Here is a 26,209-nt window from a genome sequence, read left to right as displayed (position 1 = left end):
GTTGTTAGGCTTCTTAACCATAGCGATGGCTATGCTTTGCGAAACCTGCCTAGAATTGACTGCTTCAAACACCTCGCTGAAGTCAATGGGGACTTGTTCTGCGCCTCCCTGAATCCCTAACATTTTAAAGAGATGCGATCTATGCTTAAGCAGGTAGAATTTATTTCCCTCTTGGCTAGACGTATTTAAGATAAAGTATTGGCAATTAAAGTAAGTAATTCTGCTTTGTTGTACGGTTTGGAGATGTAACCGACATGTTCCACGTCGGTTTGAATTTGACTTTTTGTTTTTCCCGAAGCGAAGATGATTGGGATTTTTCTGGTTTGAGGATTATCTTTAAGCATTTTAGCCACTTCATAGCCGTTAAGATCGGGCATCACGATATCAAGTAGTATAAGATCCGGTTTGTTCTTAAGAGCCAGTTGCATGCCTCTATTTCCATCTTTCGCCATAAAAAGCTGATAATCATTGGATAAACATGCCCCGATTATTTGAAGATTAATCGGTTCATCATCAATTGCGAGGATTTTATACATCTTTATCTTCCAGTTTTTTGAATATCGTATTGATGAGTTCCATCGCCGATTCATTATCGAAATCTTCGATTTTGGTTTGCAGCTGGGATGCGGTTAGCTTATCACTGAGAGTTTCGATTGCCTTGACTGCTTTGTGAAGCGTTTCCGGGTTGATGTAGGTAAATGAATCCAATGCTGCAAGCATCTCATTTAAAATAACAACCGACTCGGCGTGTGAGGGTAATTCAAGCTCTGGCACATCCGTTTCTGATGAGAGAAAGTTTTGGATCGATACGAGACTTGTTTCCATAAGTTTGATCAGATTTGGGAGTTCATTTTTCAGCAAAGCCTCATCTTCGCTATCATGCAGACGTTGGCTCAAACTGAATAGGTCCGTGATCTTCAGATTCCCGCTCGCCCCCTTAAGAGAGTGCAGGTTTTCGCGAAGTTTTTCTGTGGAATAATCCGGGCTAAACAAATCGGCAGGATGGCCAAAGTTTTTGACGTAGCTTCTAAGCATGCTCATGATGGTCTCAAGACTCGAGATTTGTGTTTCTAAAGCCTCTGTATCAATTCCCTCTATCTTTGGCAGCGAGAAGACGCGAGTATTTGTCGTTTCTATCTGAATACTCTCGGTTTTTAAATAGTTTTCCATCATATTGAACATTTCTTCAGGATCGATGGGTTTGCCGATATGTCCGTTCATTCCAGCTGCAAGGGAAGCGCTTCTATCGCGTTCCATCACTGCCGCACTCAGTGCGATGATCGGTATTGTTTTGTTAAACGCTCTGATTGCTCTAGTGGCATCATACCCATCCATCACCGGCATCTGGATATCCATAAATACAAGATCGTAACGGCCACCTTGACAAGCGTCCACCGCTTTCTGACCATTTTCTACGATGGTCACGTCACAACCAAATGATTGCAGATAATCTTTAATAACGAGCTGATTGATGGCGTTATCTTCGGCAACTAGGACATTGGCAGAGAATTTGACTTTATGGGAGGCGTAACGTGAACTGCGATCAATGGGATGCAAATCTCCACCAAGGGCTTCAAACAGGTCCGATGCGGTAACTGGTTTTTCTAGGATACTTTGCAGCTCGTCACCCATCTCTTTTGCTTTTTCTAGAATGGCCTCTTTTTGATAGGCGGTCACCATAATGGTTTTGGGGTATTTTTGTTTCTTTTCCTGCTGGAGACGGTGTATGACTTCCAATCCATCCATACCAGGCATCTGCCAATCGACAAGCAGGTAATCAAATGGCTCGCTAAGTGCCAATTCAAGTGCCTCATATCCATTTGAACAGGCCTGATAGTGACACTGCCACGATTCGAGAATGTCACACAGCAGCTGGCGTTCGATATCGTTATCATCGACAACTAAAAAGCGGCTTTGTCGAAGTTTGGCAACGTCAAGTGCATCAGATAAAACAACATCGCTTTTTTGCAATTTGACAGTGAATGTGAAAGTGCTGCCTTGACCATAAGTACTCTCGACGGCAATCGTCCCGCCCATCAGTTGAGTGAGCTGCTTAGAGATGGAAAGCCCTAGACCCGTTCCGCCGTATTTGCGAGTATCGGACGCATCAGTTTGGCTAAAGGCCTTAAACAGTTTTTCGATTTTATCTGCTTCAATACCGATTCCTGTATCGATAATGCTAAATGAGACGGTCATCTCATCGTCTTGTTCTTCTTGGAGTTTGGCTCTGATGCTGATATCGCCATGGTCGGTAAATTTAATGGCATTGCCAAGCAGGTTATTGATAATCTGCTGAAGCCGCAGCGGATCGCCTTGGAGCGGTTGCATCAATACCATATCCAAGTCAACATGAAGCTCAATCCCTTTTTCATGCGCAGCGAAGCTCACGAGCGATGTGCTGTTTTTCAAGACCTTCTCTAACAAAAACGGAACCGATTCGAGTTCGAGTTTGCCTGCTTCGATTTTTGAGTAATCGAGAATATCATTGATGACATTGAGCAGTGTTTTTGAGGAAGCCTTCGCCTGTTCTAAGTAATGACGCTGTTGCTCATTCAAATCGGTATGCATGACAAGATCTGTCAAACCAATCATTCCGTTCAGTGGGGTACGAATCTCATGGCTCATATTGGCTAGGAACTCAGATTTGGCAATATTGGCTTTGTCCGCAGCCATTTTTGCTTCTATGAGCCGCTGTTCAGCCTCTTTGTCTAGCGTGATATCGTAAATCGCTCCAATCGAGCGAAGCACATTGCCTTGGGTATCTTTGTCATGAGATGCTTTTGCACGAACGTACTTGATGCGGCCGTCATCCATTACTAAACGGTAGCTTAGGTCATACGGTAAGCCGCTTTCAACACTGCCGAAATAGCCTTGTTTGACCATTTCTCGGTCATCTGGATGAATACGCTGAATAAAACCTACAAAACTTTTCGAGGAGACTTCATCTAACTCAAACAGCTCGATACCTGTTTGCGACCATTCCAGTAAATCCGTCGCAGGCGTGTAGATCCAAACCGCCATCTTAGCAATCTGTTGAGCCTCTTCTAGCTGTGAAAGCGAGTTTTTTAATTTTTCTTCAAGCGCTTTTTGTTCAGTGATATCGAGATAAGCCACGTCAGCTCTATAAGGTTTATCGTTACTGTCAAATTCAAACTGCCATAACGCTTTAACATCTTTTATCGTATTTTTTGGGGTGACGATTTTGAAACTATCTGAGTGGAGTCCTTTCACACCAATTGAAGCGGTAATTTTATTGATTATTTTTTCACTGTGATCAGGATGAAAGCTCGCAAAGATCATCGCTATAGTTACAGATTTGCGTTTTTCAAATTCAAACAGCCCATATAACCCTTCTGAGCATTCAACTGAATCATCTTCTATGTAGTGATAAAAAGACCCTACCTTAGCCAATTCTTCGGTTTGTGCTAACAGTTTTTGTTGTTGCAGGTCAGTGATGTCGGAATTGGTTCCAACCATCTTATTGGCAATACCATTCTCGTCGAATGCATTTTTACCAATCGCATGGATGTATCTTCTCTCTCCCGAAGGCATTGTGATCCAAAAGTTAATGTTGTATTCACCATTGTTTTCTCTGGCGTCAAAAAGGTTTTTTTCCACTTTTTGTTTGTCTTCGCCATCAATCGCATTACTCCACATTTCGTAGGGATTACTTCTTTCTTGTGCTTTGGTAATGCCGTAGATTGAGTACATGGTGTCATCCCAAAAGAGCGTATTTGAGGCAAAATCCCATTCCCATATGCCAACGGTTGCCGCTTTAAGCGCCAATTCATTTTTGAGGAGCATCGAATTGATACGTTCAATGTGTTGTGCATCACTTTGCGCTTTTTGACTGAATGAGTTGAAAAGTAGATAAGTCAAATAACTTAAAAGAAAACCGCCTAAAAGTATCAAAAAATAGATGTAGTTGTCAGTGGCATCATAAAAGCTTTCAGAGGCGTAATAACGGATGATCCATTTTCTTCCATCGATGGTGAGTGCTTGAGAAAACTTAGCGTCATTGGATTTACGCTCATCACTTGTTACCGAAGAGAATAAAAGAGACTCCTGCGAAACTTTATTATCAAATATCTCAATCCCGATATTTTGTGTCAGATTAGACCCCAGTCCATTGATTAGATCTTTGATTCGAAATGGCGCATAGACAAATCCTTGAATCTCTTTTTCTCTCTCTTCTGTCGTTGATGGGGGTTGGGTGCCGCGATACAGTGGCAAATAGAGTAAAAATCCGTTTTGGACATCTAAACCGTTTTCTTGCAACAAGGTGACTTTGCCTGAGAGTTTGGGTGAGCCTGAAATGAGCGCGGTATACATGGCTTCATGTCTGGTTTTTTCTGAATGCATGTCATATCCAAACGCTCTTTGGTTGCGGCTATCAAATGGCTCAATGTAGACAATGGAGGTATAGAGTTCTCTATTACCCTGAGGATGTACCTTGTAATCGCTAAAGCCTTCTTTTTGGACGGATTGCTCATGCGCAAGCAATTCTTCCGGTTTTATGACTTTGCTGTAGCCAATGGCCTGAATACCTGGCATATAAGTATCGAGGTTAAGAGACGCGACATAAGTTGCCCAATCGGCTCTTGTCACTTCATCAGACACTTTAAATAAAGCGACACCGCCGAGTAGCACTTGTCGATAAGCACTCATGCGATCAACGAGAGTTTGTCCTATTTTTTCTGCTGATGATTCAAGCGCGATTTGATACTTCTCTTCATGTTCCACGAAGATGTAATAGCAAGCACTTAATGTAGAGAAAAGAGCAAGAAAAATGATAATAAAACCATAATTCGATTTTTTTAGATTGCGCAGCATATAGACCACTTGATGGTGCTGTTATTTTATCTTTACGATTTTATACGTTAAGCAAGAAATTTTACATATGAATTAAGTTTTTTTACTGAAAGGTTTAGGGGAACGCAGAATAAGTCCCGTTATCTTCGGCTTTTTGCAAGGTTACGTTTTCTGCGTGGTTAGCTAGTAGCGTTTCATAACAGTGGTTATTCAAGTTGATTATTTTGGTTTCTCTTGGATTTTCACTTTCGATTTGGCGTTGAATGAAATTCAATGCGGAAATGATGTTGTCTGTTGGTTCGTCGATTTCTGATAAATCGATGATTAACATGCAGTCCGTGAGACAGTACATATCGATTAACTGAAAGAGCTTTACTTCCCAATCAGTATCAACTTCATCGTAAAACTTCAGAATGATTTTAGAAGGCTTCTTGGAAACGACGGAAAATTTCATATAACCTCTTCTGATACTCTTTTGTAGAGTAGGGTATAACAACTTGATTGTTAATAAAAGTTTACAAATTGAGGTGTGGGTATGCTAAGGAAACGCAGAATAAGTCCAAATGCCTTCAGGCAAAGTAAAATTTAGGCTAAGCAAGGCTTCTGTTTGTAGTCATGTCTAGACCTGGCAAAAACAGATAACACCGCTTAGACAAGTTTTACAAAGCCCCTGTCTCGACTTACCCCTTTGGGCGTCGAGTTCTTCGTTTGGGCGAGGTATTGAAGAGTAACTTCGTTGTTAGCGCTCTCAACCATAGCAAAGGCTATGCTTATCATACGCTGCCTAGAATTTATCTCTTCAAACTCCTCGCTGAAGTCAATGGGGACTTATTCTGTGTTTCCCTAAGTGTGGAGATTGCATAGCAAATGGGTTGGAAGCGTTTTGCTGATATGAAATTTTCGAAGTCCGGTAATTGTGGAATTGGATAAATGCTGAAGTTGGGTGTTTAGTGTTTTTGAGTGGTTTGAAAATTGTGTCAATAAAAAACCCAATGATTAAGCATTGGGTTTTTGCTGTTGGCTAAAGAGAAGGGCGGTGAATTTTTAGATGCCTTCTTGCGGTTTGGCATTCCAATTACAGACGCAGTCTTCATAGGCTTGGCTGCTAAAGTTTTGAATGGTGTTGCGTTTTGATTCTTGGTCTAACTGTACCGGTACTTTGTAAGCTTTCTGAATGTAGTCATAGGCGATGCTGTTGGCTTGTTTATATTCCCAGCCATCTTCTAGTAGTCTGTTGGCGACTGCGGTCATAACTTGTCCTTCTTGGCGTGAAGTAATGACGTCTTGAGCAATCACTTTCATCAGTTCGCAGCTAATGGTTTTAGTTGATGGAATGGTTTCGGCTTGAGAAGCAGGAATCAATAAAAAGCTAGTCATTAAAGCGCTGGCAGTAATTAACGTGGATTTTTTCATAATAGTACCTCGTAATGTAAATCGATTACAGGCTTGCCGTAATCATTAGAACTTTGGGTAAAAATCCTGAATGGAAACGCTAAATAAGAGCTGGTAAAACTGATATGTCGTCTCCTTGACGCTTACAAGGTTACGATTTTTTATCTGGAAACAGAAATAAATAGTTTTTAGGTGCCATTGTTCGCTTCTATATTTTTTCTTCCTTATATTTATTAAGTGTATGTATTGCCAAATTGAGTTAATGCATGGAAAGCGTTACGGGTTCTTTTTCCGAAAAGTGACATAAAAAAGCCCGCTGTAAAAAGCGGGCTGACTGAGTTTCAATTGTTCTTTAGTTAGAGAGCTTTGCTCGAGATAGTTTCACAAGTAAAAAGGGTTAAAATTCACCTGAGTTGTGTTGGAAAACTTGCTAATAGCAGGCTATTAGCAGCGTTTCCCGACTTATTCAGTCAAATTTTTCCTCATTTTTTATCCGCGACCTACCCGAACAAAGCTCTCAGTTAGTTAAAATTCTTCCCAGCTTTCATCATTCGTGTTTTTCTTTACGGGACTGATGATTTCTTTATTGCTGGAATAGCTTGTTTTTGCAGCAATTGGTTTCAAGGCTTTTGGTGCTGCGTTATTGCCTGTATTGCTAACGGCTTGCGATGGAACTTTTTTATGTTGCTGAGATTTAACCCGTGCAGCATTGATAAATTCGCTGCCAATTTGGAACTCTTGCATGCGCTCAACTAAGTTGGCTGTTTGTTGCTCAATGATGGCAACGCTTCTGGCTGAATCTTCAACTAAGAGTGCATTTTCTTGAGTGTTACTGTCTAAAGATGCAATCGCTTGGTTAAGTTGTTCTACGCCTTGTGCCTGTTCGTTTGATGAAGAGGCGATTTCAGCAACAATCGTGGTGACTTGGGCAATGGCTTCATTAATTTGCGTTAATGACTCGCCGGATTCTTGTGCTAGCTGTGTGCCTTGTTGAATTTTTTCAACTGAACGATCAATTAAGCCTTTAATTTCTTTCGCCGCGTCGGCAGATTTTCCTGCGAGGGCTCTGACTTCACCCGCTACAACGGCAAAGCCTCGTCCGTGTTCACCGGCTCGGGCTGCTTCGACAGCTGCGTTCAAAGCCAATAAGTTGGTTTGGAAGGCAATGGAGTCGATTAGGCCAATAATTTGCTCGATCTGTTCGGATGAGGTTTTGATCTCTTCCATTGCATCAATGGTTTGTGACATGATTTTTGCGCCTTGCTGAGTTTTTTCAGAGGCTTGACTAGTAAGCTGATCGGCTTGTTTAGCATTGGACGCATTGTTACGAATGGTCGATGTCATTTCTTCCATAGTTGCAGCTGTTTCTTCGATAGAGGCAGCTTGTTGTTGAATACGCGAGGATAGGTCTTCGTTGCGTTGTGATGTTTCGCGCATATCGGTGGCGATTTCATGAACGGCATTATCTACTTCGGCAAGGGTGGTAGAGAGGTTATCAAGTGAGGAGTTAATTGCGTCTTTAATTTCGCCTAAACCACCTTCGAAGTCACCGATTACACGATCAGTTAGGTTCCCTTTCGATAGTTCGATAATGACATCAGCAATGTTTTGGTTTGCTTCAGCAATTGCCTTCGACATATGGTTAATTTGTAACCCTAGATCATGAATAAAGCCGTCCAATGCACTGACGTCTATCTGTTCGCCGATGTGGCCTTGTGCCGCTTTCTCGACCATGGCTTTCAGGTTGTTTTCAACCGCTGCTTGCATTTTTTCAAGTTTTACTTCTTGTGAAACATCTTTCCATTCGGTAACGAAGCCATCGCGTTTACCGTCAATATCCCATAGTGGGTTAACGATGATTTTTAAGTGGAGTTCTCCGAGTGTTAGCGAGGCAACATAGGTATCACGCAGCTCTTTTAGTAACTTGCGTTGATGTGCCGGATTAACATGAAAAATATCAATGTTTTTGCCAATAAGGTCATCGGCCTTAAAGTGTGGCAACATCTTTTGAATATCTTTTTCTACATTTTTGAGAGTATGCAGAATTGATTCATTCATATAGGTGATGTTTAGGTCTTCATCAGCAATCATGATGTTTCCAGAAGACTGGTCAACGACATGTTTAACTGTGGTGGCACTGTTCATATGCTTGCGAACGGTGCTAATCAGTTTATTCATGTACTCGCCGAGTTCATGGGTTTCTTTTGCCCCTTCAACCGGAATTTTTATAGAAAGGTCAACGTCATCTTGGTTTTTATAGATTTTTCGAATATTGCTACTAAGGTGGAGCAGCGGTTTGATTAGGCCGCGACGAACCAGTACTTCAATGGCAATCAGGTTAAGTAAGACTAAAAGAATAATAAGGGTCAGCAGTTGACTGATTTGGAATGCTTTGACTTCTTCGTTTAACTGTTTTAGTTGGGTTTTGCCATTTGTCTGCATTTCTTTGAACAGAGAGGCCATTGCTTGCATTGCTGATCGGTCATCAACGATGACTTGAGAGTCAATATAGTCGATTGGTGCGTTGTCCTGTTTCAGCTGTTTGACGATTTCCATCTGTTTTGTGTATTGATCGACAGTGTTTTGAATGGCGTCAAGTTCGCTTAGCTCTTGCTCTGTTGGAATGCCAATTTGTCGATAGTTGGCGATGAGTTCATTGATTTTATCAATATTTTCTTGAAACTTTGCCGGGTAGGTAGAGGTTCGGTAGTCTGCATCTCCACGTAGGACAAAGTTTTTAAAGTTATGGATCATATTGCCATAACCCATTTGTGACTGAAGCTGTTTAAAGGTAGCTTGCTTTTCATAAATCTGCACTTGTAGCTGATTTATTTTATCGTGGTAGCTGTCCGAGCTTTGAATAATAAGCGTTGCCCCAATCCCGTTGATGATTAAAAAAGTAATCAAATAAAGACTGAGTAATAGTTTAGTGGATTTTCCTGTAAAGGCATTTTGCATAGCCATGTCTCCAGCTTAAGCGATTTAGGGAAACGCAGAACAACCCCCTGTCTCGACTTACCCCTTCGGGCGTCGAGTTCTTCTTGGGCAAGGCTTTGAAGAGTAACTTCGTTGTTGGCGCTCTCAACCATAGCGAAGGCTATGCTTATCAAACGCTGCCTAGAATTTATCTCTTCAAACCTCACGCTGAAGTCAATGGGGACTTATTCTGTGTTTCCTTAGCGTATGGTACGGTTTCTATAATACGAAAAGTTTTGCTTTTTTGTTGTGTGTAACATCGACCGATAAGGGAAAAAGTTTACCGTTTTTTCGCAATTCTGCTGTAATCGTAGCGATAAATAAGGAATGGTGAAAAGTTACCTCACAGTTACTACAACTGAATTTGATTTAAGTTAACTTTGTAGAACCTTTAGAATGCGATTGGCTCGGCTTTAGATGCTGTCAGCGCTTTTGGAGTTTGTTACGAAAGGCGCTGACGGTCGGGAGGGCGTTAAGGCGTTACGAAGCCGATTGCTCGGTGAACCTCTGCTAAAGTTGATTGGGCTTGAGTACGTGCTTGTTTAGCGCCGTCGGCCAGAACCGCTTTAAGTTCTGCTTCGTCAGCACGAATCTGTTTAAAGCGTTCTTGGATTGGTGCTAAATAGTCGGCAACTAATTCACCCAGTTCGACTTTTAGGTGGCCGTACATTTTGCCTTCGAAGTGTTTAACCACTTCGTCCATCGATTTACCACTGATAACTGAGTAGATGGTCAACAGATTTGATACGCCGGGTTTGTTTTCCAAGTCGTAGTGAATTTCCGAACCAGAATCGGTGACTGCCTTTTTAAACTTTTTCAAAATCTTTTTAGGGTCATCTGCTAAGGCGATAAAGTTATCTTTGTTTTCGTCTGATTTTGACATTTTCGATAACGGATCTTGCAAGCTCATAATACGGCCGCCGGAGGTAGTCGGCGGGATAAACGGTTCTGGAACTTTAAAAATTTCGCGATCATATTTATTATTGAAACGGGTCGCTAAATCACGAGCCAGTTCTAAGTGTTGTTTTTGGTCGGCGCCGACCGGAACCATAGCCGTTTGGTAGAGCAAGATGTCGGCTGCCATTAACACTGGGTAGTCGAATAGCCCGACATTGATATTTGCAGAGTGTTTGGCAGACTTGTCTTTAAACTGGGTCATGCGGTTTAGCTCGCCCATATAAGTGTAGCAGTTCAAGATCCATGCTAGCTCTGCATGCTCAGGAACCTGCGATTGGATAAAAACCGTGCTCTTGTCCGGATCGATACCGGAAGCCAGATACCATGCGACAAAATCCAAGCTGCGGTTATATAAGTCTTGCGGATCTTGTTCAACCGTAATAGCGTGCATATTAACCAAAGAAAACAGACAGTTGTAATCATCCTGCATTGTGACCCAGTTTTTAATCGAGCCGATATAGTTGCCGATCATCAAGTCGCCGGAAGGTTGGATTCCGCTAAATAATGTTGATTTTGTCATTTTGGATGGTCTCTAAACTTGCAATGTGTTGAGCAAGATTTGCCCTGCTCTTAAAAAAGTGCGCGTATTTTCGCATTTTTGAGGGGGAATCGCTAGGGTCTGTTGACAATTCAGAATTAGGCACTGCTCTCGCCATTTTTGCATCCAGCAAGGCAGAAAAAACGCTAAATAGTCATTCTACTTAAGTGCATTTCTAACACCGCTGGTGTGAAAATGGAGTGAGTCCTACGGATTGCGCTTAAAAATTCATAATTAGGTTTTGTCATTGCCATTGCTGTGTGCAACAAGACGAAAATCGTATGAAATAGTTATTCTGGTTTGAGCAGGCATTAACCGTTTTTAGGTTTCTAGAAGACCCATGGAATCAGCTTTTTCGTGTGACTTTGATAAATTTTATAGTCGCTGATTTTGTGACGAATAAGATGTTCTTCATAATGTAATTTTAATAGCAGGGTCATGCCTAAGAGAGCGAAGACTAGCCAGCTTATTGGAGTACTGTGCAGAATTGGAAAGGGCAGGAAAAAAATTAAAATCGAGGCATACATCGGGTGGCGAATAAAGGCATAAGGGCCTGTGGTGACTAATTGCAGGTGTGGCATTGGGTCGGGGATGATGTTGAAATGCCCTAGATGCATGGTTTTCAGCGCCCATAGTCCGAGTATTGCGCCTAGAATGTGCACCGGGAAACTCCAGTCGGTTATTTGCCAAGGATGCGTTGCGGCGAGTAGAAGGGCAATAAAGCCGAATTGGGCGCTAACTAATCCATAAGAATACCAAGGGTGAAGAAGTTTCTGCTGCATAAAAAATCCTTAAGAAATCATATGTCTTTATAAGTGAATACTGCGGGTTTCTCTATTTAAACGGCAAAATAGAGCGCTTTGATTGCAGTCTCGGCAAAAGGCGTTAAAATGAGAAAAATTTTATTGTAAAGGGTTTCGAGCTGTTTTCTTTAAGATTCGTAAACTCCTTTTGGCAGTGACCGCACGGCTATTTTAAGGAGCCGTATTGAGTCTTAGAAGTTTATGGCAGATAACTACAAAATCTATGCACAGTTTTATTCGAAAAATTAGCGCTTTCTTTTCCAACTCCACTCCGCAATCATCGGAAGATCATCAAGCTCCAATTGTTCTCAGCAGAGATGAACATAATATCTCCCGCAGCGATTTGGATAAATCTGCGCTGGATGTGTTGTATCCCCTTAAGCGTGCCGGTTACGACTCTTACCTTGTCGGTGGTTGTGTTCGTGATTTGTTACTTGGGCTAGAGCCGAAAGATTTTGACGTGGTTACCAATGCCGAGCCGGAGCAGGTTAAGAAAGTTTTTCAACGTCGCTGTCGCTTAATCGGTCGGCGTTTTCGTCTCGCCCATGTCCGTTTTGGCCGTGACATGATTGAAGTTGCCACTTTCCGTGGTCAAGACAGTGATAAACCTAAAGAGCGCGGTACGTTTTTCGGGCGCAAAAAATTTGCTCAAAAACGTGAAGTAGATGAAAGTGGGCGCCTGTTACAAGACAATATCTACGGCACCATTGAAGAAGATGTTTGGCGCCGTGATTTTACCGTTAATGCTCTTTATTACTCGATTAAAGATTTTTCCATTCTCGATTACACCCATCAAGGAATTAATGATATTGACGACGGTTTGATCCGTCTTATCGGTGATCCGGAAACTCGTTATCGAGAAGATCCGGTGCGCATGATTCGTGCTGTGCGTTTCGCAGCAAAGCTGGGATTCCAAATAGAGAAGAAGACTGAAAAACCGATTAGCGAGCTAGCGCCACTGTTACAAGACGTTTCCAATGCACGGATGTTTGAAGAAGTTCTGAAGCTTTTCCATAGTGGTGTGGCAGTACAGGTTTTTGAAAAATTACGTCACTATCATCTATTCGAACATTTGTTCCCGCAAACCGAAGAAATCCTAGCAACCGAGAGTGAAGGTTTTCCGCGGATGTTGGTAATCGAAGCGCTGAAAAGTACCGATGAACGGATTCGTTCCGGTAAGAGCGTTAATCCGGCGTTTCTGTTTTCGGCGATGTTATGGGAGCCGATGCAAAAACGTAAGCAAGAGTTGATGGATCAAGGTGAAGTGCACCAGAATGCAATGTTTACTGCTGCGAATGAAGTGATTGAAAAACAGATTGCGCAGACTGCAATTCCGAAACGATTCACGGCGCAGATTCGTGAAATCTGGAGCTTACAATATCGTTTGCCGAAACGTAATGGTGATAAGGCCAAGAAGCTACTGGAGCATAATCGCTTCCGTGCTGCTTACGATTTCTTGGGCATTCGCGTTGCTGCCGGCGAAACGTCGGAACAACACCTGTTTGATTGGTGGACCGAATATCAGGAAAAAACGCCGGTTGAACGGGTTGCTTTTGCATCAGACTTAAAACCTGAGCGTAAACGTAAACGTCGCCCGCAACGTCGTAACCGTAATTTTTATCGCAAGCGTAGTCAGAATGGTGATCATTCCGGCAATGCCAGCCTGCCACAAAACGATTCATGAGCCATGTCGCTTATCTAGGGCTCGGTGCTAATTTAGATAATCCGGCTCAGCAAATTGCCGATGCAGTTGAGCTTTTGAAAAAGGCCAGTGGTGTTGAAGTCTTGCAGTGCTCAAAATTATACGGCTCCAAGCCTCTAGGGCCGCAAGATCAACCGGATTATGTGAACGCTGTCTGTAAAATTGCGGTGACACTTAGCCCGCAAGCATTGCTTGAAGAGTGTCAGCAAATCGAGCATGAAATGGGGCGCATCAAAAAACGGCATTGGGGTGAGAGAACGATTGATGTCGATATTCTTCTGTATGATGAGCTTGTAATGCAGACCGCTGACTTAACGATTCCACACGCGCAGATGCACCTTCGTGACTTTGTTCTGGTTCCTCTAGCGGAAATCGCACCGGCACTACAAATTCCGAATATTGGTACTGTAGAAAAAATGTTCGGGCAACTTGAACAGAGTTTTCTCAAACCAATTCAGCCAGAGTGATCTCTGGTTTCTGAAATTCTCCTGCGTCAGTTTAATTATTTCTGTTTTTGCGTTACATTATGCGCTTTCAATGTCAGCTTTGATTTCGCCTTGATATAGGTGCTTAATCATTCGTCAAAGTCTGTTCGACTTCTAGGAAATTGTCATGCGCAAAAGCTTATCCTTTCTTCAAAAAAATGTCGCTGCCGGTGAGAAACTGGCTTGTTTGACTTCTTATGATGCATCGCAAGCTTATTGGGCGGCGCAAGCAGGGGTTGACGTACTCTTGGTCGGTGATTCGCTGGGAATGGTAGTGCAAGGACACTCCACGACCTTGCCGGTCTCTTTGGATGAAATGGTTTACCACACGCAAATGGTGCAGCGTGGCAATATGCAGTCTGACACCCCAGCTTACTGTATTGCGGATTTGCCATTTATGAGCGATACATCCGTTGATCAGGCAATGGCCTCCGCGGCGCGTCTAATGAAAGAAGGCGGCGCTAATATGGTTAAGCTGGAAGGTGGTAAACGTGCAATCCTAATTGTTGATGCTCTATCGCAAATGGGCGTGCCGGTTTGCAGTCATCTTGGACTTTTGCCGCAGTCGGTGGAAAAGCATGGCTATAAGGTGCAAGGCAAAGATTCGCATTCTGCCGAGCAACTTTTGCGCGATGCCTTAGCCTTGCAAAAAGCCGGTGCAGATATGTTGGTGTTGGAATGTGTTCCGGCGACCTTGGCGCAAGAAATTACCATGCAGCTTAGCATTCCGGTAATCGGTATTGGTTCGGGAATGAATACGTCCGGTCAGGTTCTGGTATTGCACGATATTTTGGGCACTACGATAGGAAAGACGCCTAAATTCAGTAAAAACTTTTTGCATGGACAGACTTCGATTCAGGGTGCGATGAGGAGTTATGTTGATGAAGTCAAACAGCAGAGCTTTCCGAATAAATCTCATCAGGTTGCTGATTAAATCTGACTTTCAAGGGTTTTAGAACGATGCAAGTTATTGAAACAGTTGCTAAATTACGTCTTGTTGTGCAAGAGTGGAAGCGTCGGGGTTTAAGAGTCGCTTTTGTTCCGACTATGGGGAACCTTCATCAAGGACACCTCAGTTTGATTGATCTTGCTAAGCAAAAAGCCGATAAGGTCGTGTGCAGTGTCTTTGTCAATCCATTGCAGTTTGGGCCGGATGAGGACTTTGAACGTTATCCGCGTACTTTTGAGCAAGATAAGAAGTTACTTAGCGAGCAGGGTGCCGATTTAATGTTTTTCCCTGAGGTTGCCGAGGTCTATCCAAATGGTCAGTCAGAACAAACGTTGGTTAAAGTTGCCGATTCATTGACAGCGCTTTTGGAAGGGGCAAATCGTCTCGGGCATTTTGACGGGGTGACTACGGTGGTCTTGAAGCTGTTTAATATGGTGCAACCGGATTGTGCTGTTTTTGGGCAAAAGGACTTTCAGCAGTTGCAGGTGATTAAAACCATGGTGAGTGATCTGGCGCTGCCAATCCAAATCATTACAGCGCCGATTGCTCGTGATAAAGAGGGTTTGGCGTTAAGTTCTCGTAATCAATATCTCACTTCACAACAGCGACAAATCGCCCCAAAGCTACAGGTTGCTTTGCTTGATATTGCGGCAGCTCTGCAATCCGGTAACCGTGATTTCAATGCGCTTTGTCACGTTGCCAGCCAGCGATTGCTTCAACAAGGCTTTGATGCTATCGACTATATTCAAATTTGTGATCCAACAACCTTGCTGCCGGCATCTGACTCAAATCAAGAATTCGTGATTCTTGCCGTTGCACGACTTGGTTCAACCCGTCTTCTGGATAATATTTTGCTGTAGAATTGACTGGTCTGTTAGAGACTTTCTGCATTCGTCAATTTAAAGGGTTGTTATGAGTTACTCCACTCTCATAGGTTTAATGGCTGGTATCAGTATTGTACTGATTGCCATGGCGATGGGTGAAGGTGTGTCTCTCGGCGTATTCTTTAATGTTCCCGGTATTATGATTGTGGTTGGTGGTACGGCTGCGGCTACCATGATTCGTTATTCTTTGGTCGATTCCCTAAGTGCGATAGGTATGTCTTTCAGTGTTCTCAAGGTCAATAAAGAGACGACTGATTTAAACGAATTGGTCGATATCACCGAAGAATTGATTCGTCTATCGCGCTCTAAAGGCGCTTTGGCGATGGAAGAGTATGAAGTCGGTAACCAGTTCTTCCAGAACGGCGTACGTATGTTAGTGGACGGTTATTCTCCTGAGTTAGTGTCGCAGAGTCTGCATGAACAGACTAAGCTTTTGAACGATAAAGCTGAAACCAGCGCAGGGGTATTTCGTTCTATTGGTGAAGCGGCTCCGGCTTTCGGGATGATTGGTACTTTGGTTGGTTTAGTGCAAATGTTATCCAATTTAAGTGACCCGTCGGCGATTGGTCCGGCAATGGCTGTGGCGATGCTGACTACATTGTACGGGGCGATGATTGCTAATTTACTGGCTCTGCCGATTGCCGATAAAATTGCGTCTTGGGCTAAAAACGAAACCTATCGACAAGCGATGATTATTGAAGCGGTCGATTCCATTGCCCGAGGCCATAACCCCGCCGTCATGCGTGACCTTTTAGAGCCTTATCTGCAAGGAACGGCAAAACCGAAGCAGCAGGAGAAGGACGGTGAGTGATAAGCCATCAGGCAGTCCGGCATGGATGGCGACTTTTGCCGATCTGATGTCGTTGTTGATGGCGTTATTTGTGCTGCTTTATGCAATGTCTAGTATTGATGTTGTTAAATATCAAAGCATTGTTGAATCCTTTAATGAAACCTTAGGCAATGGCGATGAACTGACGCCTGAGCAAGAATCCTTCTTTCAATCCGTGCAAAAAAGTGTTAACGAGACGCCGCCAGCGGTTGTTGAACCGCCGTCATTAGTGGTTGATAAATCTGAGGCAGAAATGAAGGCGCTTTTTAAAGAGCTCAGCCAGAGTTTTTCAATGACAGGCGATAGTTCGATCATGGTCGAATATGACGAGCAATCCAATCAAATTAAATTAGTTTTTCCTGAACAGATTGCTTTTGATGCTGGTCGTGCCGTCGTAAAACCGCGTTTTATTATTCTGCTGAGAAGGTTGTCGCCGCTTAGAGAGCATGATTTAACGATTAAAGTTTTTGGTCATACCGATAGCCGCCCGGTTTCTGGCGGACGTTTCCGTAATAACTGGGAGCTATCCAGTGCGCGAGCTTCGGCTGTTGTATCTCAACTTATTGTCGATGGTTGTGTGTTGCCAGAACAGACTCAGGCGATTGGTGTGGCTGATACTCAGCCGATAGCACTAGGCAAAACCGAAACTGATTTCGCGAAGAATCGAAGAGTGGAAGTGGTTTTGTCAACGAAATCTGGTGAAGATATTGAAACGATTAAGCCACAGCTAGCTAATGAGTAATAAAAAAGCAGCTGAATCAAACCTCGAATGTATTCCGAAATTTTCTAGCAGCTGCTTAGTTAGGTACCGATAAAGTGAAAAAGCTTTTTAGCTCGCTTTGTCCATTTTTTGTACCGCGATGGTATTTTTGGTGTGTGAGATCTGATTACTGTCTTCTTCGAAATAAACCATTTTTGGTTTGAAGCTCTCTGCTTCCTTCTCCGACATACTAATGTAAGTTGCGATAATCAATAAATCCCCCGGTGATGCTTTATGAGCAGCCGCTCCGTTAACCGAGATGATCCCACTATTTTCTTCACCACGAATGGCATAGGTGGTAAAGCGCTCACCATTATTTACATTGTAAATCTGAATTTGTTCGTATTCACGGATCTCTGCTACATCCATCAACTTACCATCAATGGCACAAGAGCCTTCGTAGTCAAGTTCGGCATGTGTCGTTTTAACACGATGTAGCTTTGATTTTAATAAAGTGATTTGCATAGTTCTCTCGTCGTTCGCGAATCTATTAGGGTAGGGCAGATGGCCTTGCCTTAGTACATTGAGCGGCTTTTGACCTGTCAATGTGCAAATATAAGCCAGCTATTATACTGACTTTTTAAAATTTATAAATGTTGCTTAATCGCTTGTAATAAAACAAAAAACGCCAAGTTGGTTGAATTCCTAACTTGACGCTTATTTGGCTACGTTGCAGAGCGTTTTTAACCGGTATTTCGCATCCCGGCTGCAATTGCATTGATGCTATTCAGCAGTGGTGATAACCATTTGTCTTGTTCCTCTTCGCTGAGCGATTCGTTTTTATAACGGCGTAACATCTCAATTTGGATGTTATTCAAAGGAACAAGGTAAGGATTACGGCGTTTCAATGAAAGGGCGATGGTCGGATTATCTGCCATCAGGTATTCATTGTCGGTAATTTCGAGAATACGGGCACATGAACGCTTGTGCTCGTCAGCAATTTTACTGTACACGGTTTGGGCGATTGTCTGATCTAAGCCAAGCTGACTGTATTCTTTGCCGATGACCACATCGGTTTTGGATAGTGCCATTTGGATATTGCTCATTATCGCGCTAAAGAACGGCCAGTTTGCATTCATCTCTTTCAAGATTTCTGCATCATTTTCGTTGATCCATTTGTCGAGCGCATAACCGGTACCTTGCCAAGCCGGGAAAGTCAGGCGTGCTTGTGCCCAGCCGAAAATCCATGGAATAGCGCGGATCGATTCTTTAGATAGATTACCTTTCTTACGGTGTGAAGGGCGCGAACCGATATTCAATAAACCGACTTCGGTAACCGGCGTCGCCTGGTAGAAGAAGTCGAAGAAACCGTCTGTGTGGTCAGTTAGATCACGATAGTTTTCTTCACCATCATGCGCTAACTTCTGCATCACTTCCAGATATTTCTGATTGTCTTTCTCAATCGGCTTCACAAGGTTTAGACTGGCTTTCATCAAGCCGGTAACGCCCAGTGACAGCTCGTACATTGCCGTTTCCGAGTTGCTGTACTTATAAGACAGCACTTCACCTTGTTCGGTGAACTTGATTGAGCCGCGAACCGTACCGGTTGGCTGAGAAAGAATTGCATGGTGTGTCGGGCCGCCACCACGAGCCAAAGTTCCACCGCGACCATGGAATAGACGACAATCCACACTGTGCTCATCGGCCAATTGCATGATTTGTTGCTGTGCTTGATATAGTGACCAAGAGGAAGACAGATTTCCTCCGTCTTTGGCCGAGTCAGAATAGCCAAGCATGATTTCTTGCTGGTTGCCGGATGCTGCTAGTAGGTCTTTGTAAGTCTTGTTATCCAGTAGGTCTTTGGTAACCGGTACGATGTGCTCAAGGTCTTCAATGGTTTCAAACAGCGGGCTGATGTTAATGTCGCAATAAGGCTGACCGGCGTTATAACCTGCCAGACCGGCTTGATGGGCAAGGAATAATACTTCCATGACGTGACTTGCTGAGTGCGTCATTGAAATAACGTAGTTATTGAATGCTTTCGGACTGATTTCTTGGCGCATCTCACGCATGACATGGAATACTTCAAGCACTTCCTTCGTCATGTCGTCCAGATCTAAATGCTGAGTGTCGACCACGGTTGCCGAGGCAACATGTTGTGCCAGAATTTCAATACGTTCTGCTTCACAGAGTCCGTTATAGTCAACATTAAGGTGTTGCAGAAGATCGGCAACGGCATCGGTATGTACAGTGGATTCTTGACGAATATCCAGACGCATCAGGAAGAAGCCGAAAGTCTTAACCAAACGAATCAGATCAAGTAGCTCTGCTTCGGCAACTTTGCTATCACCATGTGAACAAAGTGAGTTGAAAATCAGCTCAAGGTCGCTCAAAAACTCGTCTTCAGAAGTGTAAGCTAATGAATTTCTTTCGACCTTTTCACCATTTAGACGCGCTTCTAAATAAGCAAGGTTGTGTTTCAGCTTGCCATGAATTAGGTATAAGAAACGACGATAAGGTTCGTCTTTAAAACGTTCCGGACGCAGTTTGAATACTGAACGAATCAAGTCGGTGTCGCAAATCGTGGCACGGTTAATCACATCTTGTGAAATCTTACACAGATGTTTTGAATGGGTCAGTTTTGAGCTTAGGTCAAATACGCGTTTTTGGTATTCATAGATCACGCCGCGGCTTTGCAATAATAGTGCGTGCACAGTCGTGTCGTGGGTGACAAACGGGTTGCCGTCGCGGTCACCGCCAATCCAAGAGCCAAAGGTTAGGAAGGTTGGTGTTGCAATAACATCTTCAGGATAGTGTTTTGCCAAAGCGCGATCCATATAACGATAAACGCTTGGTACAGCATCGAATAATGACTGACGGAAATAGTAAATACCGTTGCGAATTTCGTCTTCAACAGTCGGTTTCTGGCGGCGTACTTCATCAGTCTGCCATAGAACCTGAATCTGCGTTTCCAGTTGTTCGTAGATTGAATCTTTGGCGTATTCGTTATTGTATTTATCGGCTTCGTTCAAAGCGCCAATGTCTAGGAATACTCGACGAAGATTGTCCATCACCGAACGACGTTTTGATTCGGTCGGGTGTGCAGTGAATACTGGAATGTAGTTAAGTTTAGATAGCAGTTTTTCGACATCTGCGCCGCTTAGACCTTGTTCTTTAAATTCTTCGATCGTGTTAAGAACAGAGCCTGCCCAAAGCGGGCCATCAGACTTTAGTTGACTTTGGCGTTCGTGGTATTGATGTTCTTCTTCAGCAAGGTTTACAAGGCTGAAATAGAGGTTGAAGGCACGGATGATAAGATTTAATTGTTCCGGACTTCTTTCTTGGATGAATTGGGTGAGTTCTGCTCGTAGTTGCGGATCATCTTCTTTTTGCAGTTTGATGTAGCCTTTACGAAGTTTTTCGACGGCATCGAAGGTTTCTGTTCCAACCTGTTTTTCGATGACTTCACCTAAGATATTACCCAAAAGCTTGACTCGCGCACGAAGCTGCTTATCACGATTTTCTGCCATAGTCCCACTCAAAATTTTTTAAAAACAAAATTGGGCGCCATTGTACCAGAATTTTTTATGCTTGGTTTAACGGCACCGATGATGTGCATGAATACAGCAAATAAGAGGCCGATACTTTAAAAAGTGGCTGGATCTTGCGACTTTAATCCGTTTTTGGAGGCGAGTTGGAGTCGAGATGATAAGAGGGGTTTTTATAATGGTGCAGTTGGTGTTCTGTTTTGGGAATAAAAAACGCCGAGCAGTGCCGGCGTTTTGAATTATTAGGCTTGAGGGGTAAAGCCTAAATCAGTGTGGGTAGTCACTTACTTATTGTTGTAAGTTTCAACACCAGCAAGAATCTCTTTGCGAGCTTCTTCAACATCGCCCCAACCATCAACTTTAACCCATTTGCCAGGTTCTAGGTCTTTATAGTGGCTGAAGAAGTGTTCGATCTGCTCTTTAAGCAGAGGAATATCTTCCACTTTTTCGATGTTTGAGTAAATTGGCGATAGTTTGTCCACCGGAACGGCAACAACTTTAGCGTCTTGACCACCATCGTCAGTCATCTTGAAGATGCCGATTGGACGGCAACGAATCACTGAGCCGACCATTAACGGGTGTGGCGTTACAACTAGAACGTCAACTGGATCACCGTCGTCAGATAGGGTGTCGTTGATATAACCGTAGTTAGCAGGGTAAGACAGAGTCGAACCCTGTAGACGGTCAACCCAAACCAGGTCAGTATCTTTGTCAATTTCGTATTTAATAGGCGGTGCAAACGCAGGGATTTCAATAATTACGTTTACGTCATTTGGTAGATCTTTACCGGCCGGTACTGCAGCAAAACCCATAGTAATTTCCTTTATCGTCTTGAATAGCTTAAACGTAAAACACCCGCGTAAAGCGGGTGCTTCGCTGAATCTAGAAGATTCGCTTATTTGTTGTGGTAAGCAACAACCTTAGCCACTTCGTTCTTAGAACCAAGAACTACTGGTACACGGTCGTGGATACCTTGCGGTGCAACGTCCATAATGTCCATGCGACCGGTTGAAGAAGCGCCGCCGGCTTGTTCAACGATCATTGACATTGGGTTGCCTTCGTACATTAGACGAAGCTTACCTGCTTTTGAAGGGTCACGGCTGTCGTATGGGTACATAAAGATACCACCACGCATTAGAATACGGTGTACTTCAGCTACCATTGAAGCAACCCAGCGCATGTTGTAACGCTTACCTAGCGGACCTTCTTCACCTTGTAGGCAGTCATCAATGTACTGCTTCATTTCTGGTTCCCAGAAGCGTTGGTTAGACATGTTGATCGCGAATTCAGCGGTGTCTTCTGGGATAGAAACGCCAGATTTAGTTTGGATGAACTCACCAACCGTTGTGTCTAGAGTGAAGATGTTTACACCATTGCCAGTTGTCATAACGAGTAGCGCAGATGGTCCGTAAAGAACGTAACCTGCTGCAACTTGCTTGCGGCCATTTTGTAGGAATACTTCTTGGTTGTCGCCAGACTGGTCGTCTTGCGCTTCAAGTACAGAGAAGATAGTCCCAACAGAAAGGTTAACGTCGATGTTAGAAGAACCGTCTAATGGATCGAAAGTTACTAGGTATTTACCTGCGTCGTGACCCGCTACTGTGTAGTCTTCTTCTTCAGAACCGATACCACGAACATATGGGTTCGCTACTAGGATATCTTTAAGTAGGTCGTTAGAGATAACGTCAAGCTTCTTTTGAGTCTCACCTTGCACGTTTTCATCTTCAGTTGCGCCTAGGATACCCGCTAGTTCACCTTGACGAAGTTTGAATGCGATGTCTTTACACGCAACGATTACGTCATTGATTACTAGTTCTAATTCCGCTGGAACACCGTCCGCTGCCAATACTTGGTCAAGTCTTTTCATCGAGTTTCTCGCTGTTAGATTGAAATAAAAATTGCGCTAATGATACCCGCCAACTTCTTTTTTCGCAAACTTTTAGCACAGTCGGCAGTGTGATGTTTTGATGACGAGGGCTTTGTCTTTTTGAGTCAAGCTAACTTAGCCGTGTTGGGGCAGATAAGGTAAAATGTGCGGTTAGATTCGATTTAGCTTTTAGTAGAGACAGGTTTAAGGTAGCTAGTAATGAAATTTATTATTAAATTTTTCCCAGAAATTATGGTGAAGGGGACGCCGGTTAAAAAGCGCATGACAATGCAGTTGGCAGAAAACCTTAAACGTTTACTAGGGCGAATTAACGAAGAGATTCAGATAAAACGTTTTCACGATAAATTAGAAGTCTATTGTGCGGATGAATGGCATCTTCCGGTTCGGGATTTATTGAGTCGTACGCCGGGAATTCAGCAGGTTCTGGAAGTCAAACATTTTGAAACCGGTGATGATTTGCAGCAAATTGCCGAGAAGGCGGCGGAGTTTTATCTGGATAAGATTCAAGGCAAAACCTTTGTGGTTCGAGTTAAACGCACCGGTACGCATAATCATAGTTCCGGTGATATCGAGCGCTATGTCGGTTCTCACCTGTTTCAACTTGGTGGCAGCGCCGGTGTTGATTTACGTAATGCTGAAGTTACGGTTAAGCTGGATTTACATAATCAAATCTTAAATGTCATTACGGACCGTTTTTTCGGTCTGGGTGGTTTTCCGATGGGTGGTCAAGGCGAAGTTTTGTCGTTGATGTCCGGCGGTTTTGATTCGACCGTTGCCAGTTACTTGACCATGAAGCGCGGTGTAAAAACCCATTTTATCTTTTTTAATCTTGGCGGCGCGGCGCATGAGATTGGCGTAAAGCAGGTATCGTTATACCTATGGGGAAAATACGGTGCTTCACATCGAGTGAAGTTTATTTCGGTGCCGTTTGAAGGTGTGGTTGAAGAAATTTTTCGCTCGTCGCATGAAAGTTATATGGGCGTGATGCTTAAACGACTCATGATTCACGCTTCGGAAAAGGTCGCCGAGAAGATGGGAATTGATGCGCTGGTGACGGGTGAAAGTGTGGCGCAGGTTTCTAGCCAGACTTTACGGAATTTGGCGGTAATTGATGACGCCAGCAATAAACTGATTATGCGACCTTTAGTGGTGATGGATAAGCCGGATATTATGGCGATTGCCGATCAAATTGGAACACGTGAATTTGCCGAGTCAATGCCGGAGTACTGCGGCGTGATTTCCAAAAATCCGGTGACTAATGCCTCTTTTGATCGAGCCAATAAAGAAGAGAGTCATTTTGATATGGCGGTTTTGGAAAAGGCAGTTGCGGAAGCGGTCAGTATTAATGTTGATGAAATTATTGCCGACGTAAACCAAAGCCAGGCGGTTGACGTTGTGAATGAAGTTAATGAAGAGGTGTTGATTGATATTCGTCGCGATGATGAACAAACGTCAAAACCCTTGTTGTTAGAACACCTATCTATGCCGTTTAATCTACTTGGCCGAGAGTTTAAAAAACTTGATCAAACACAGCAGTACCTTTTGTATTGCGACAAAGGGGTAATGAGCCAGTTGCATGCACAGTATTTGCGTGACCAAGGTTTTGAAAATGTGCGCGTGTATCGCCCTCAGGATTAAAATGCTTATTTCATAATGGGGCGAATATTTGGAATCATCGTTTTAGACGGTGGTTTTGCTTCCAATTCGCCCTCGGTATCGTCATCGTCTTCTTCACTGCTCTGTTTGTTTTTATCTTCTTCTTGCTGGCCGTCTAGGGTAAGTTGTTGGTCGAACTTGAATTCCGGAATCTTGTCTTGCTGCTCCTGAAGTTCTTGCAGATGTTCTTGTTTCAGTAAACGCTTTTCTTCCGAAAGCTTAAATGCCAACTTTATCGCCGCTGAGGTTTTCTGGATAAAGGTCACGTAATTGACGGTTTCTAGACCGATTTCATTGCGAGCGATGGTCTCCACATTGTAAAACCATTTATTCGGGTTTAAACCTTTGCGCTTGGCAATACGCTGAAGTTGACGGATTCTGCCTGGCCCTGCGTTGTAGGCTGCGAGTGAAAAGTTAATCTTATCTTCCGGTGCATATTCCGGTTTATCAAAATAGTGATCGCGTAAAAAACTTAAATAGCGAATGCCTGCATGGATATTGTTCTCCATATTGGTACGGGTGTTCTTAATGGCAACATGTTTCGAGTTCGCGGTACTCGCTCGAATTTGCATGATTCCATAAGCCCCGACACGACTCACTAGACTTTGATCGAATTTGGATTCTTTATAGGCTTGGGCGGCAATCATATGCCAGTCAAAATCATAGAATTGCGAATATTTCTCAAAATAGTATTGTAGGCAAGGGGTTCGATCAAGCGGTGTAAAGTCCAGCGGGTGCTGAATCCAACTTTCATTTTCAAAATAACGTCGGTACAAAACATTGCTTAGATATCGGCCAGGACGAGCCTGTTTTTCAATAAAGTCGTTTAGAGATGTCTTTAATTTGGGGAGGTTTTTGTTGATGGCCCAAGCGATTTGTCCGCCATGGCGCAGAATCATGTCCTCTTGTACCTTAAGATTTTTAAAGGCTCTACTGTAGATTTTGGCAATATGGCTATCAACAATGGTGTAAGGGAATAGGCCGGCATTGACCATTTCTAAAATGTCTTCTGCTTCCAATAGCTCGTTTGCTTGTACCACTTCAATGCTATCCAGACCCAAGCCGCCTAAAACCTGATTGACCTGCTGAAGTTGAACGATGTAACTGCTGTTGGCAACGACCACGATCTGTTTACCGGCTAAGTCTTCAAAGCGATTTATCGGTTCTGCATCTTTATTTGCCACGAGGACTTCATTGATGTCACGGATATACGCTTTGGTGAAATCGACGAGTTGTTTTCGTTCAGGGGTAATGGTCAAGCCAGCCGCAATAATGTCTCCTTCGCCGGCAAGTAAAGAGTCGAATAATTTATTAAATGGTCGTGTGAGATAAATGAAATGTGTTTTAAAGCGTTCTTTCCTTGGGCCGCGGTTAAGGTATTTTTCGTAGGCGCTCATTAGCTCAAATTCTAAGCCGCGTGTACCGTCGTCACTATGGAAAAAGTTTGTGCGGTTATAACTGACCAATACGCGGAAGATTCGGCGTTCGCGAATCTGTTCTAAGTCGCCGATAAAGGCGCTGTTTATCCGTTCATTGATAGAAGCGTTACGGGTTTGGGTCTGCTTTGAAATCGTTTCGGCATAGCTGGCGGAGCTAGTCGTTATGCCAGTAAAGATGACAGCTGAAGAAAGTAGGAGAAACCGTTTTGGTGATTTAGGTTTCTGGCAGTATTTTGTTACAACCGAGCAGAGGCGCAAGAGGATGCTCAAAGCCTGATTAAAATGTTGCTGTGTCGGCAACCGTTGTTGGACAATTCTAAACGTAATCGCGTTCATAATTTCGTGACAAGACTCAGTCCTTTAAATCCTTCCTTTAATTGTAGTCTTTCACGTTTGATTGATGCTTGTTTTTTTCAATAGCTGAAAATTTCTTAAGATAGTTCAACTTTTGATTGATGCAAAAAGTCTAATATAAGAGCATTGTCTAAGGAAGCGCAGAATAAGTCCCCATTGACTTCAGCGAGGTGTTTGAAGCAGTCAATTCTAGGCAGGTTTAGCAAAGCATAGCCATCGCTATGGTTAAGAAGCCTAACAACGAAGTGACGCTTCCAAACCTCGCCCGTAGGGGCTTTGCAAAATTTGGTTAAGCGG

19 protein-coding genes are annotated in these 26,209 nt (G+C 43.3%); 7 read left to right on the top strand and 12 right to left on the bottom strand.

Translation table 11 applies throughout. The features are described from left to right. Window positions 1–185 precede the first annotated feature (185 nt). The 7 genes from J3998_RS11600 to J3998_RS11570 form a co-directional block, all read right to left on the bottom strand. On the bottom strand, window positions 186–536 hold the full coding sequence (locus tag J3998_RS11600) for a response regulator (RefSeq protein ID WP_208150834.1): 351 nt from the start codon (window positions 534–536) through the stop codon (window positions 186–188). After that, entirely contained in the window at window positions 529–4,833 is a 4,305-nt protein-coding gene (locus J3998_RS11595) for a PAS domain-containing hybrid sensor histidine kinase/response regulator (RefSeq protein ID WP_208150833.1), read from the bottom strand. The genes J3998_RS11600 and J3998_RS11595 overlap by 8 nt, the downstream gene beginning before the upstream one ends. 94 nt (window positions 4,834–4,927) lie before the next feature. Then, a complete protein-coding gene (locus tag J3998_RS11590; RefSeq protein WP_208150832.1) occupies window positions 4,928–5,266 on the bottom strand; it encodes a hypothetical protein in 339 nt (112 codons plus the stop codon). A 590-nt stretch (window positions 5,267–5,856) separates the two neighbouring features. Then, window positions 5,857–6,225 carry a hypothetical protein gene (locus J3998_RS11585; RefSeq protein ID WP_208150831.1) on the bottom strand — a complete coding sequence of 123 codons (369 nt, stop codon included), beginning with the start codon at window positions 6,223–6,225 and terminating at the stop codon, window positions 5,857–5,859. A gap of 504 nt (window positions 6,226–6,729) precedes the next feature. After that, window positions 6,730–9,162, bottom strand: a complete 2,433-nt coding sequence (locus J3998_RS11580) for a methyl-accepting chemotaxis protein (protein ID WP_208150830.1) — start codon at window positions 9,160–9,162, stop codon at window positions 6,730–6,732. 490 nt (window positions 9,163–9,652) lie between these two features. After that, entirely contained in the window at window positions 9,653–10,657 is a 1,005-nt protein-coding gene (gene trpS, locus J3998_RS11575; protein WP_208150829.1) for a tryptophan--tRNA ligase, read from the bottom strand. 347 nt (window positions 10,658–11,004) lie between these two features. Further along, entirely contained in the window at window positions 11,005–11,457 is a 453-nt protein-coding gene (locus J3998_RS11570) for a methyltransferase family protein (protein WP_208150828.1), read from the bottom strand. A gap of 205 nt (window positions 11,458–11,662) precedes the next feature. On the opposite strand from J3998_RS11570, the gene pcnB reads away from it, so the two are divergent. From pcnB to J3998_RS13520, 6 genes are all read left to right on the top strand, one after another. Continuing rightward, on the top strand, window positions 11,663–13,162 hold the full coding sequence (gene pcnB / locus J3998_RS11565; protein WP_243750733.1) for a polynucleotide adenylyltransferase PcnB: 1,500 nt from the start codon (window positions 11,663–11,665) through the stop codon (window positions 13,160–13,162). Beyond that, entirely contained in the window at window positions 13,159–13,647 is a 489-nt protein-coding gene (folK, locus tag J3998_RS11560) for a 2-amino-4-hydroxy-6-hydroxymethyldihydropteridine diphosphokinase (protein WP_208150827.1), read from the top strand. Before pcnB ends, folK begins: the two co-directional genes overlap by 4 nt. A gap of 145 nt (window positions 13,648–13,792) precedes the next feature. Then, complete coding sequence (gene panB, locus J3998_RS11555; RefSeq protein ID WP_208150826.1) at window positions 13,793–14,599, top strand: 3-methyl-2-oxobutanoate hydroxymethyltransferase; 807 nt, start codon at window positions 13,793–13,795, stop codon at window positions 14,597–14,599. 26 nt (window positions 14,600–14,625) lie between these two features. After that, window positions 14,626–15,474, top strand: coding sequence for a pantoate--beta-alanine ligase (panC, locus tag J3998_RS11550; RefSeq protein ID WP_208150825.1), 849 nt, complete (start codon window positions 14,626–14,628; stop codon window positions 15,472–15,474). 52 nt (window positions 15,475–15,526) lie between these two features. Next, window positions 15,527–16,309 (top strand): motility protein A, encoded by a 783-nt coding sequence (locus J3998_RS11545; protein ID WP_208150824.1) that lies wholly within the window; start codon window positions 15,527–15,529, stop codon window positions 16,307–16,309. After that, the gene (locus J3998_RS13520) at window positions 16,302–17,069 is read left to right on the top strand and encodes a flagellar motor protein MotB (RefSeq protein WP_208150823.1); all 768 of its coding nucleotides are present in this window, start codon (window positions 16,302–16,304) and stop codon (window positions 17,067–17,069) included. Before J3998_RS11545 ends, J3998_RS13520 begins: the two co-directional genes overlap by 8 nt. 87 nt (window positions 17,070–17,156) lie before the next feature. Here the strand turns inward: J3998_RS13520 and panD are convergent, their stop codons facing one another. The 4 genes from panD to J3998_RS11520 form a co-directional block, all read right to left on the bottom strand. After that, the gene (gene panD / locus J3998_RS11535; RefSeq protein ID WP_208150822.1) at window positions 17,157–17,552 is read right to left on the bottom strand and encodes an aspartate 1-decarboxylase; all 396 of its coding nucleotides are present in this window, start codon (window positions 17,550–17,552) and stop codon (window positions 17,157–17,159) included. A gap of 218 nt (window positions 17,553–17,770) precedes the next feature. Further along, window positions 17,771–20,557: a phosphoenolpyruvate carboxylase gene (gene ppc, locus J3998_RS11530; RefSeq protein WP_208150821.1), complete on the bottom strand. Its 2,787-nt coding sequence runs from the start codon at window positions 20,555–20,557 to the stop codon at window positions 17,771–17,773. A 302-nt stretch (window positions 20,558–20,859) separates the two neighbouring features. Then, window positions 20,860–21,387: an inorganic diphosphatase gene (gene ppa / locus J3998_RS11525; protein WP_208150820.1), complete on the bottom strand. Its 528-nt coding sequence runs from the start codon at window positions 21,385–21,387 to the stop codon at window positions 20,860–20,862. A gap of 83 nt (window positions 21,388–21,470) precedes the next feature. Further along, window positions 21,471–22,442 carry a class 1 fructose-bisphosphatase gene (locus tag J3998_RS11520; RefSeq protein WP_208150819.1) on the bottom strand — a complete coding sequence of 324 codons (972 nt, stop codon included), beginning with the start codon at window positions 22,440–22,442 and terminating at the stop codon, window positions 21,471–21,473. A 219-nt stretch (window positions 22,443–22,661) separates the two neighbouring features. Here J3998_RS11520 and thiI point away from each other — a divergent pair, with 219 nt between their 5' ends. Beyond that, the gene (gene thiI / locus J3998_RS11515) at window positions 22,662–24,101 is read left to right on the top strand and encodes a tRNA uracil 4-sulfurtransferase ThiI (protein ID WP_208150818.1); all 1,440 of its coding nucleotides are present in this window, start codon (window positions 22,662–22,664) and stop codon (window positions 24,099–24,101) included. Window positions 24,102–24,106: 5 nt separating this feature from the next. Here the strand turns inward: thiI and J3998_RS11510 are convergent, their stop codons facing one another. Then, a complete protein-coding gene (locus J3998_RS11510) occupies window positions 24,107–25,894 on the bottom strand; it encodes an MltF family protein (protein ID WP_243750732.1) in 1,788 nt (595 codons plus the stop codon). Window positions 25,895–26,209: the final 315 nt, after the last annotated feature.

The organism is Thiomicrorhabdus marina (assembly GCF_017571465.1).
GTDB lineage: Bacteria > Pseudomonadota > Gammaproteobacteria > Thiomicrospirales > Thiomicrospiraceae > Thiomicrorhabdus > Thiomicrorhabdus marina.
This window is presented reverse-complemented; position numbering and strand designations above follow the sequence as displayed.

Excerpts from the sequence above, each read along its gene's own strand:
- J3998_RS11600 (WP_208150834.1), bottom strand. The coding sequence starts at position 536 with ATGTATAAAATCCTCGCAATTGATGATGAACCGATTAATCTTCAAATA.
- J3998_RS11595 (WP_208150833.1), bottom strand. The coding sequence starts at position 4,833 with ATGCTGCGCAATCTAAAAAAATCGAATTATGGTTTTATTATCATTTTT.
- J3998_RS11590 (WP_208150832.1), bottom strand. The coding sequence starts at position 5,266 with ATGAAATTTTCCGTCGTTTCCAAGAAGCCTTCTAAAATCATTCTGAAG.
- J3998_RS11585 (WP_208150831.1), bottom strand. The coding sequence starts at position 6,225 with ATGAAAAAATCCACGTTAATTACTGCCAGCGCTTTAATGACTAGCTTT.
- J3998_RS11580 (WP_208150830.1), bottom strand. The coding sequence starts at position 9,162 with ATGCAAAATGCCTTTACAGGAAAATCCACTAAACTATTACTCAGTCTT.
- trpS (WP_208150829.1), bottom strand. The coding sequence starts at position 10,657 with ATGACAAAATCAACATTATTTAGCGGAATCCAACCTTCCGGCGACTTG.
- J3998_RS11570 (WP_208150828.1), bottom strand. The coding sequence starts at position 11,457 with ATGCAGCAGAAACTTCTTCACCCTTGGTATTCTTATGGATTAGTTAGC.
- folK (WP_208150827.1), top strand. The coding sequence starts at position 13,159 with ATGAGCCATGTCGCTTATCTAGGGCTCGGTGCTAATTTAGATAATCCG.
- panB (WP_208150826.1), top strand. The coding sequence starts at position 13,793 with ATGCGCAAAAGCTTATCCTTTCTTCAAAAAAATGTCGCTGCCGGTGAG.
- panC (WP_208150825.1), top strand. The coding sequence starts at position 14,626 with ATGCAAGTTATTGAAACAGTTGCTAAATTACGTCTTGTTGTGCAAGAG.
- J3998_RS11545 (WP_208150824.1), top strand. The coding sequence starts at position 15,527 with ATGAGTTACTCCACTCTCATAGGTTTAATGGCTGGTATCAGTATTGTA.
- panD (WP_208150822.1), bottom strand. The coding sequence starts at position 17,552 with ATGCAAATCACTTTATTAAAATCAAAGCTACATCGTGTTAAAACGACA.
- ppc (WP_208150821.1), bottom strand. The coding sequence starts at position 20,557 with ATGGCAGAAAATCGTGATAAGCAGCTTCGTGCGCGAGTCAAGCTTTTG.
- ppa (WP_208150820.1), bottom strand. The coding sequence starts at position 21,387 with ATGGGTTTTGCTGCAGTACCGGCCGGTAAAGATCTACCAAATGACGTA.
- J3998_RS11520 (WP_208150819.1), bottom strand. The coding sequence starts at position 22,442 with ATGAAAAGACTTGACCAAGTATTGGCAGCGGACGGTGTTCCAGCGGAA.
- thiI (WP_208150818.1), top strand. The coding sequence starts at position 22,662 with ATGAAATTTATTATTAAATTTTTCCCAGAAATTATGGTGAAGGGGACG.
- J3998_RS11510 (WP_243750732.1), bottom strand. The coding sequence starts at position 25,894 with ATGAACGCGATTACGTTTAGAATTGTCCAACAACGGTTGCCGACACAG.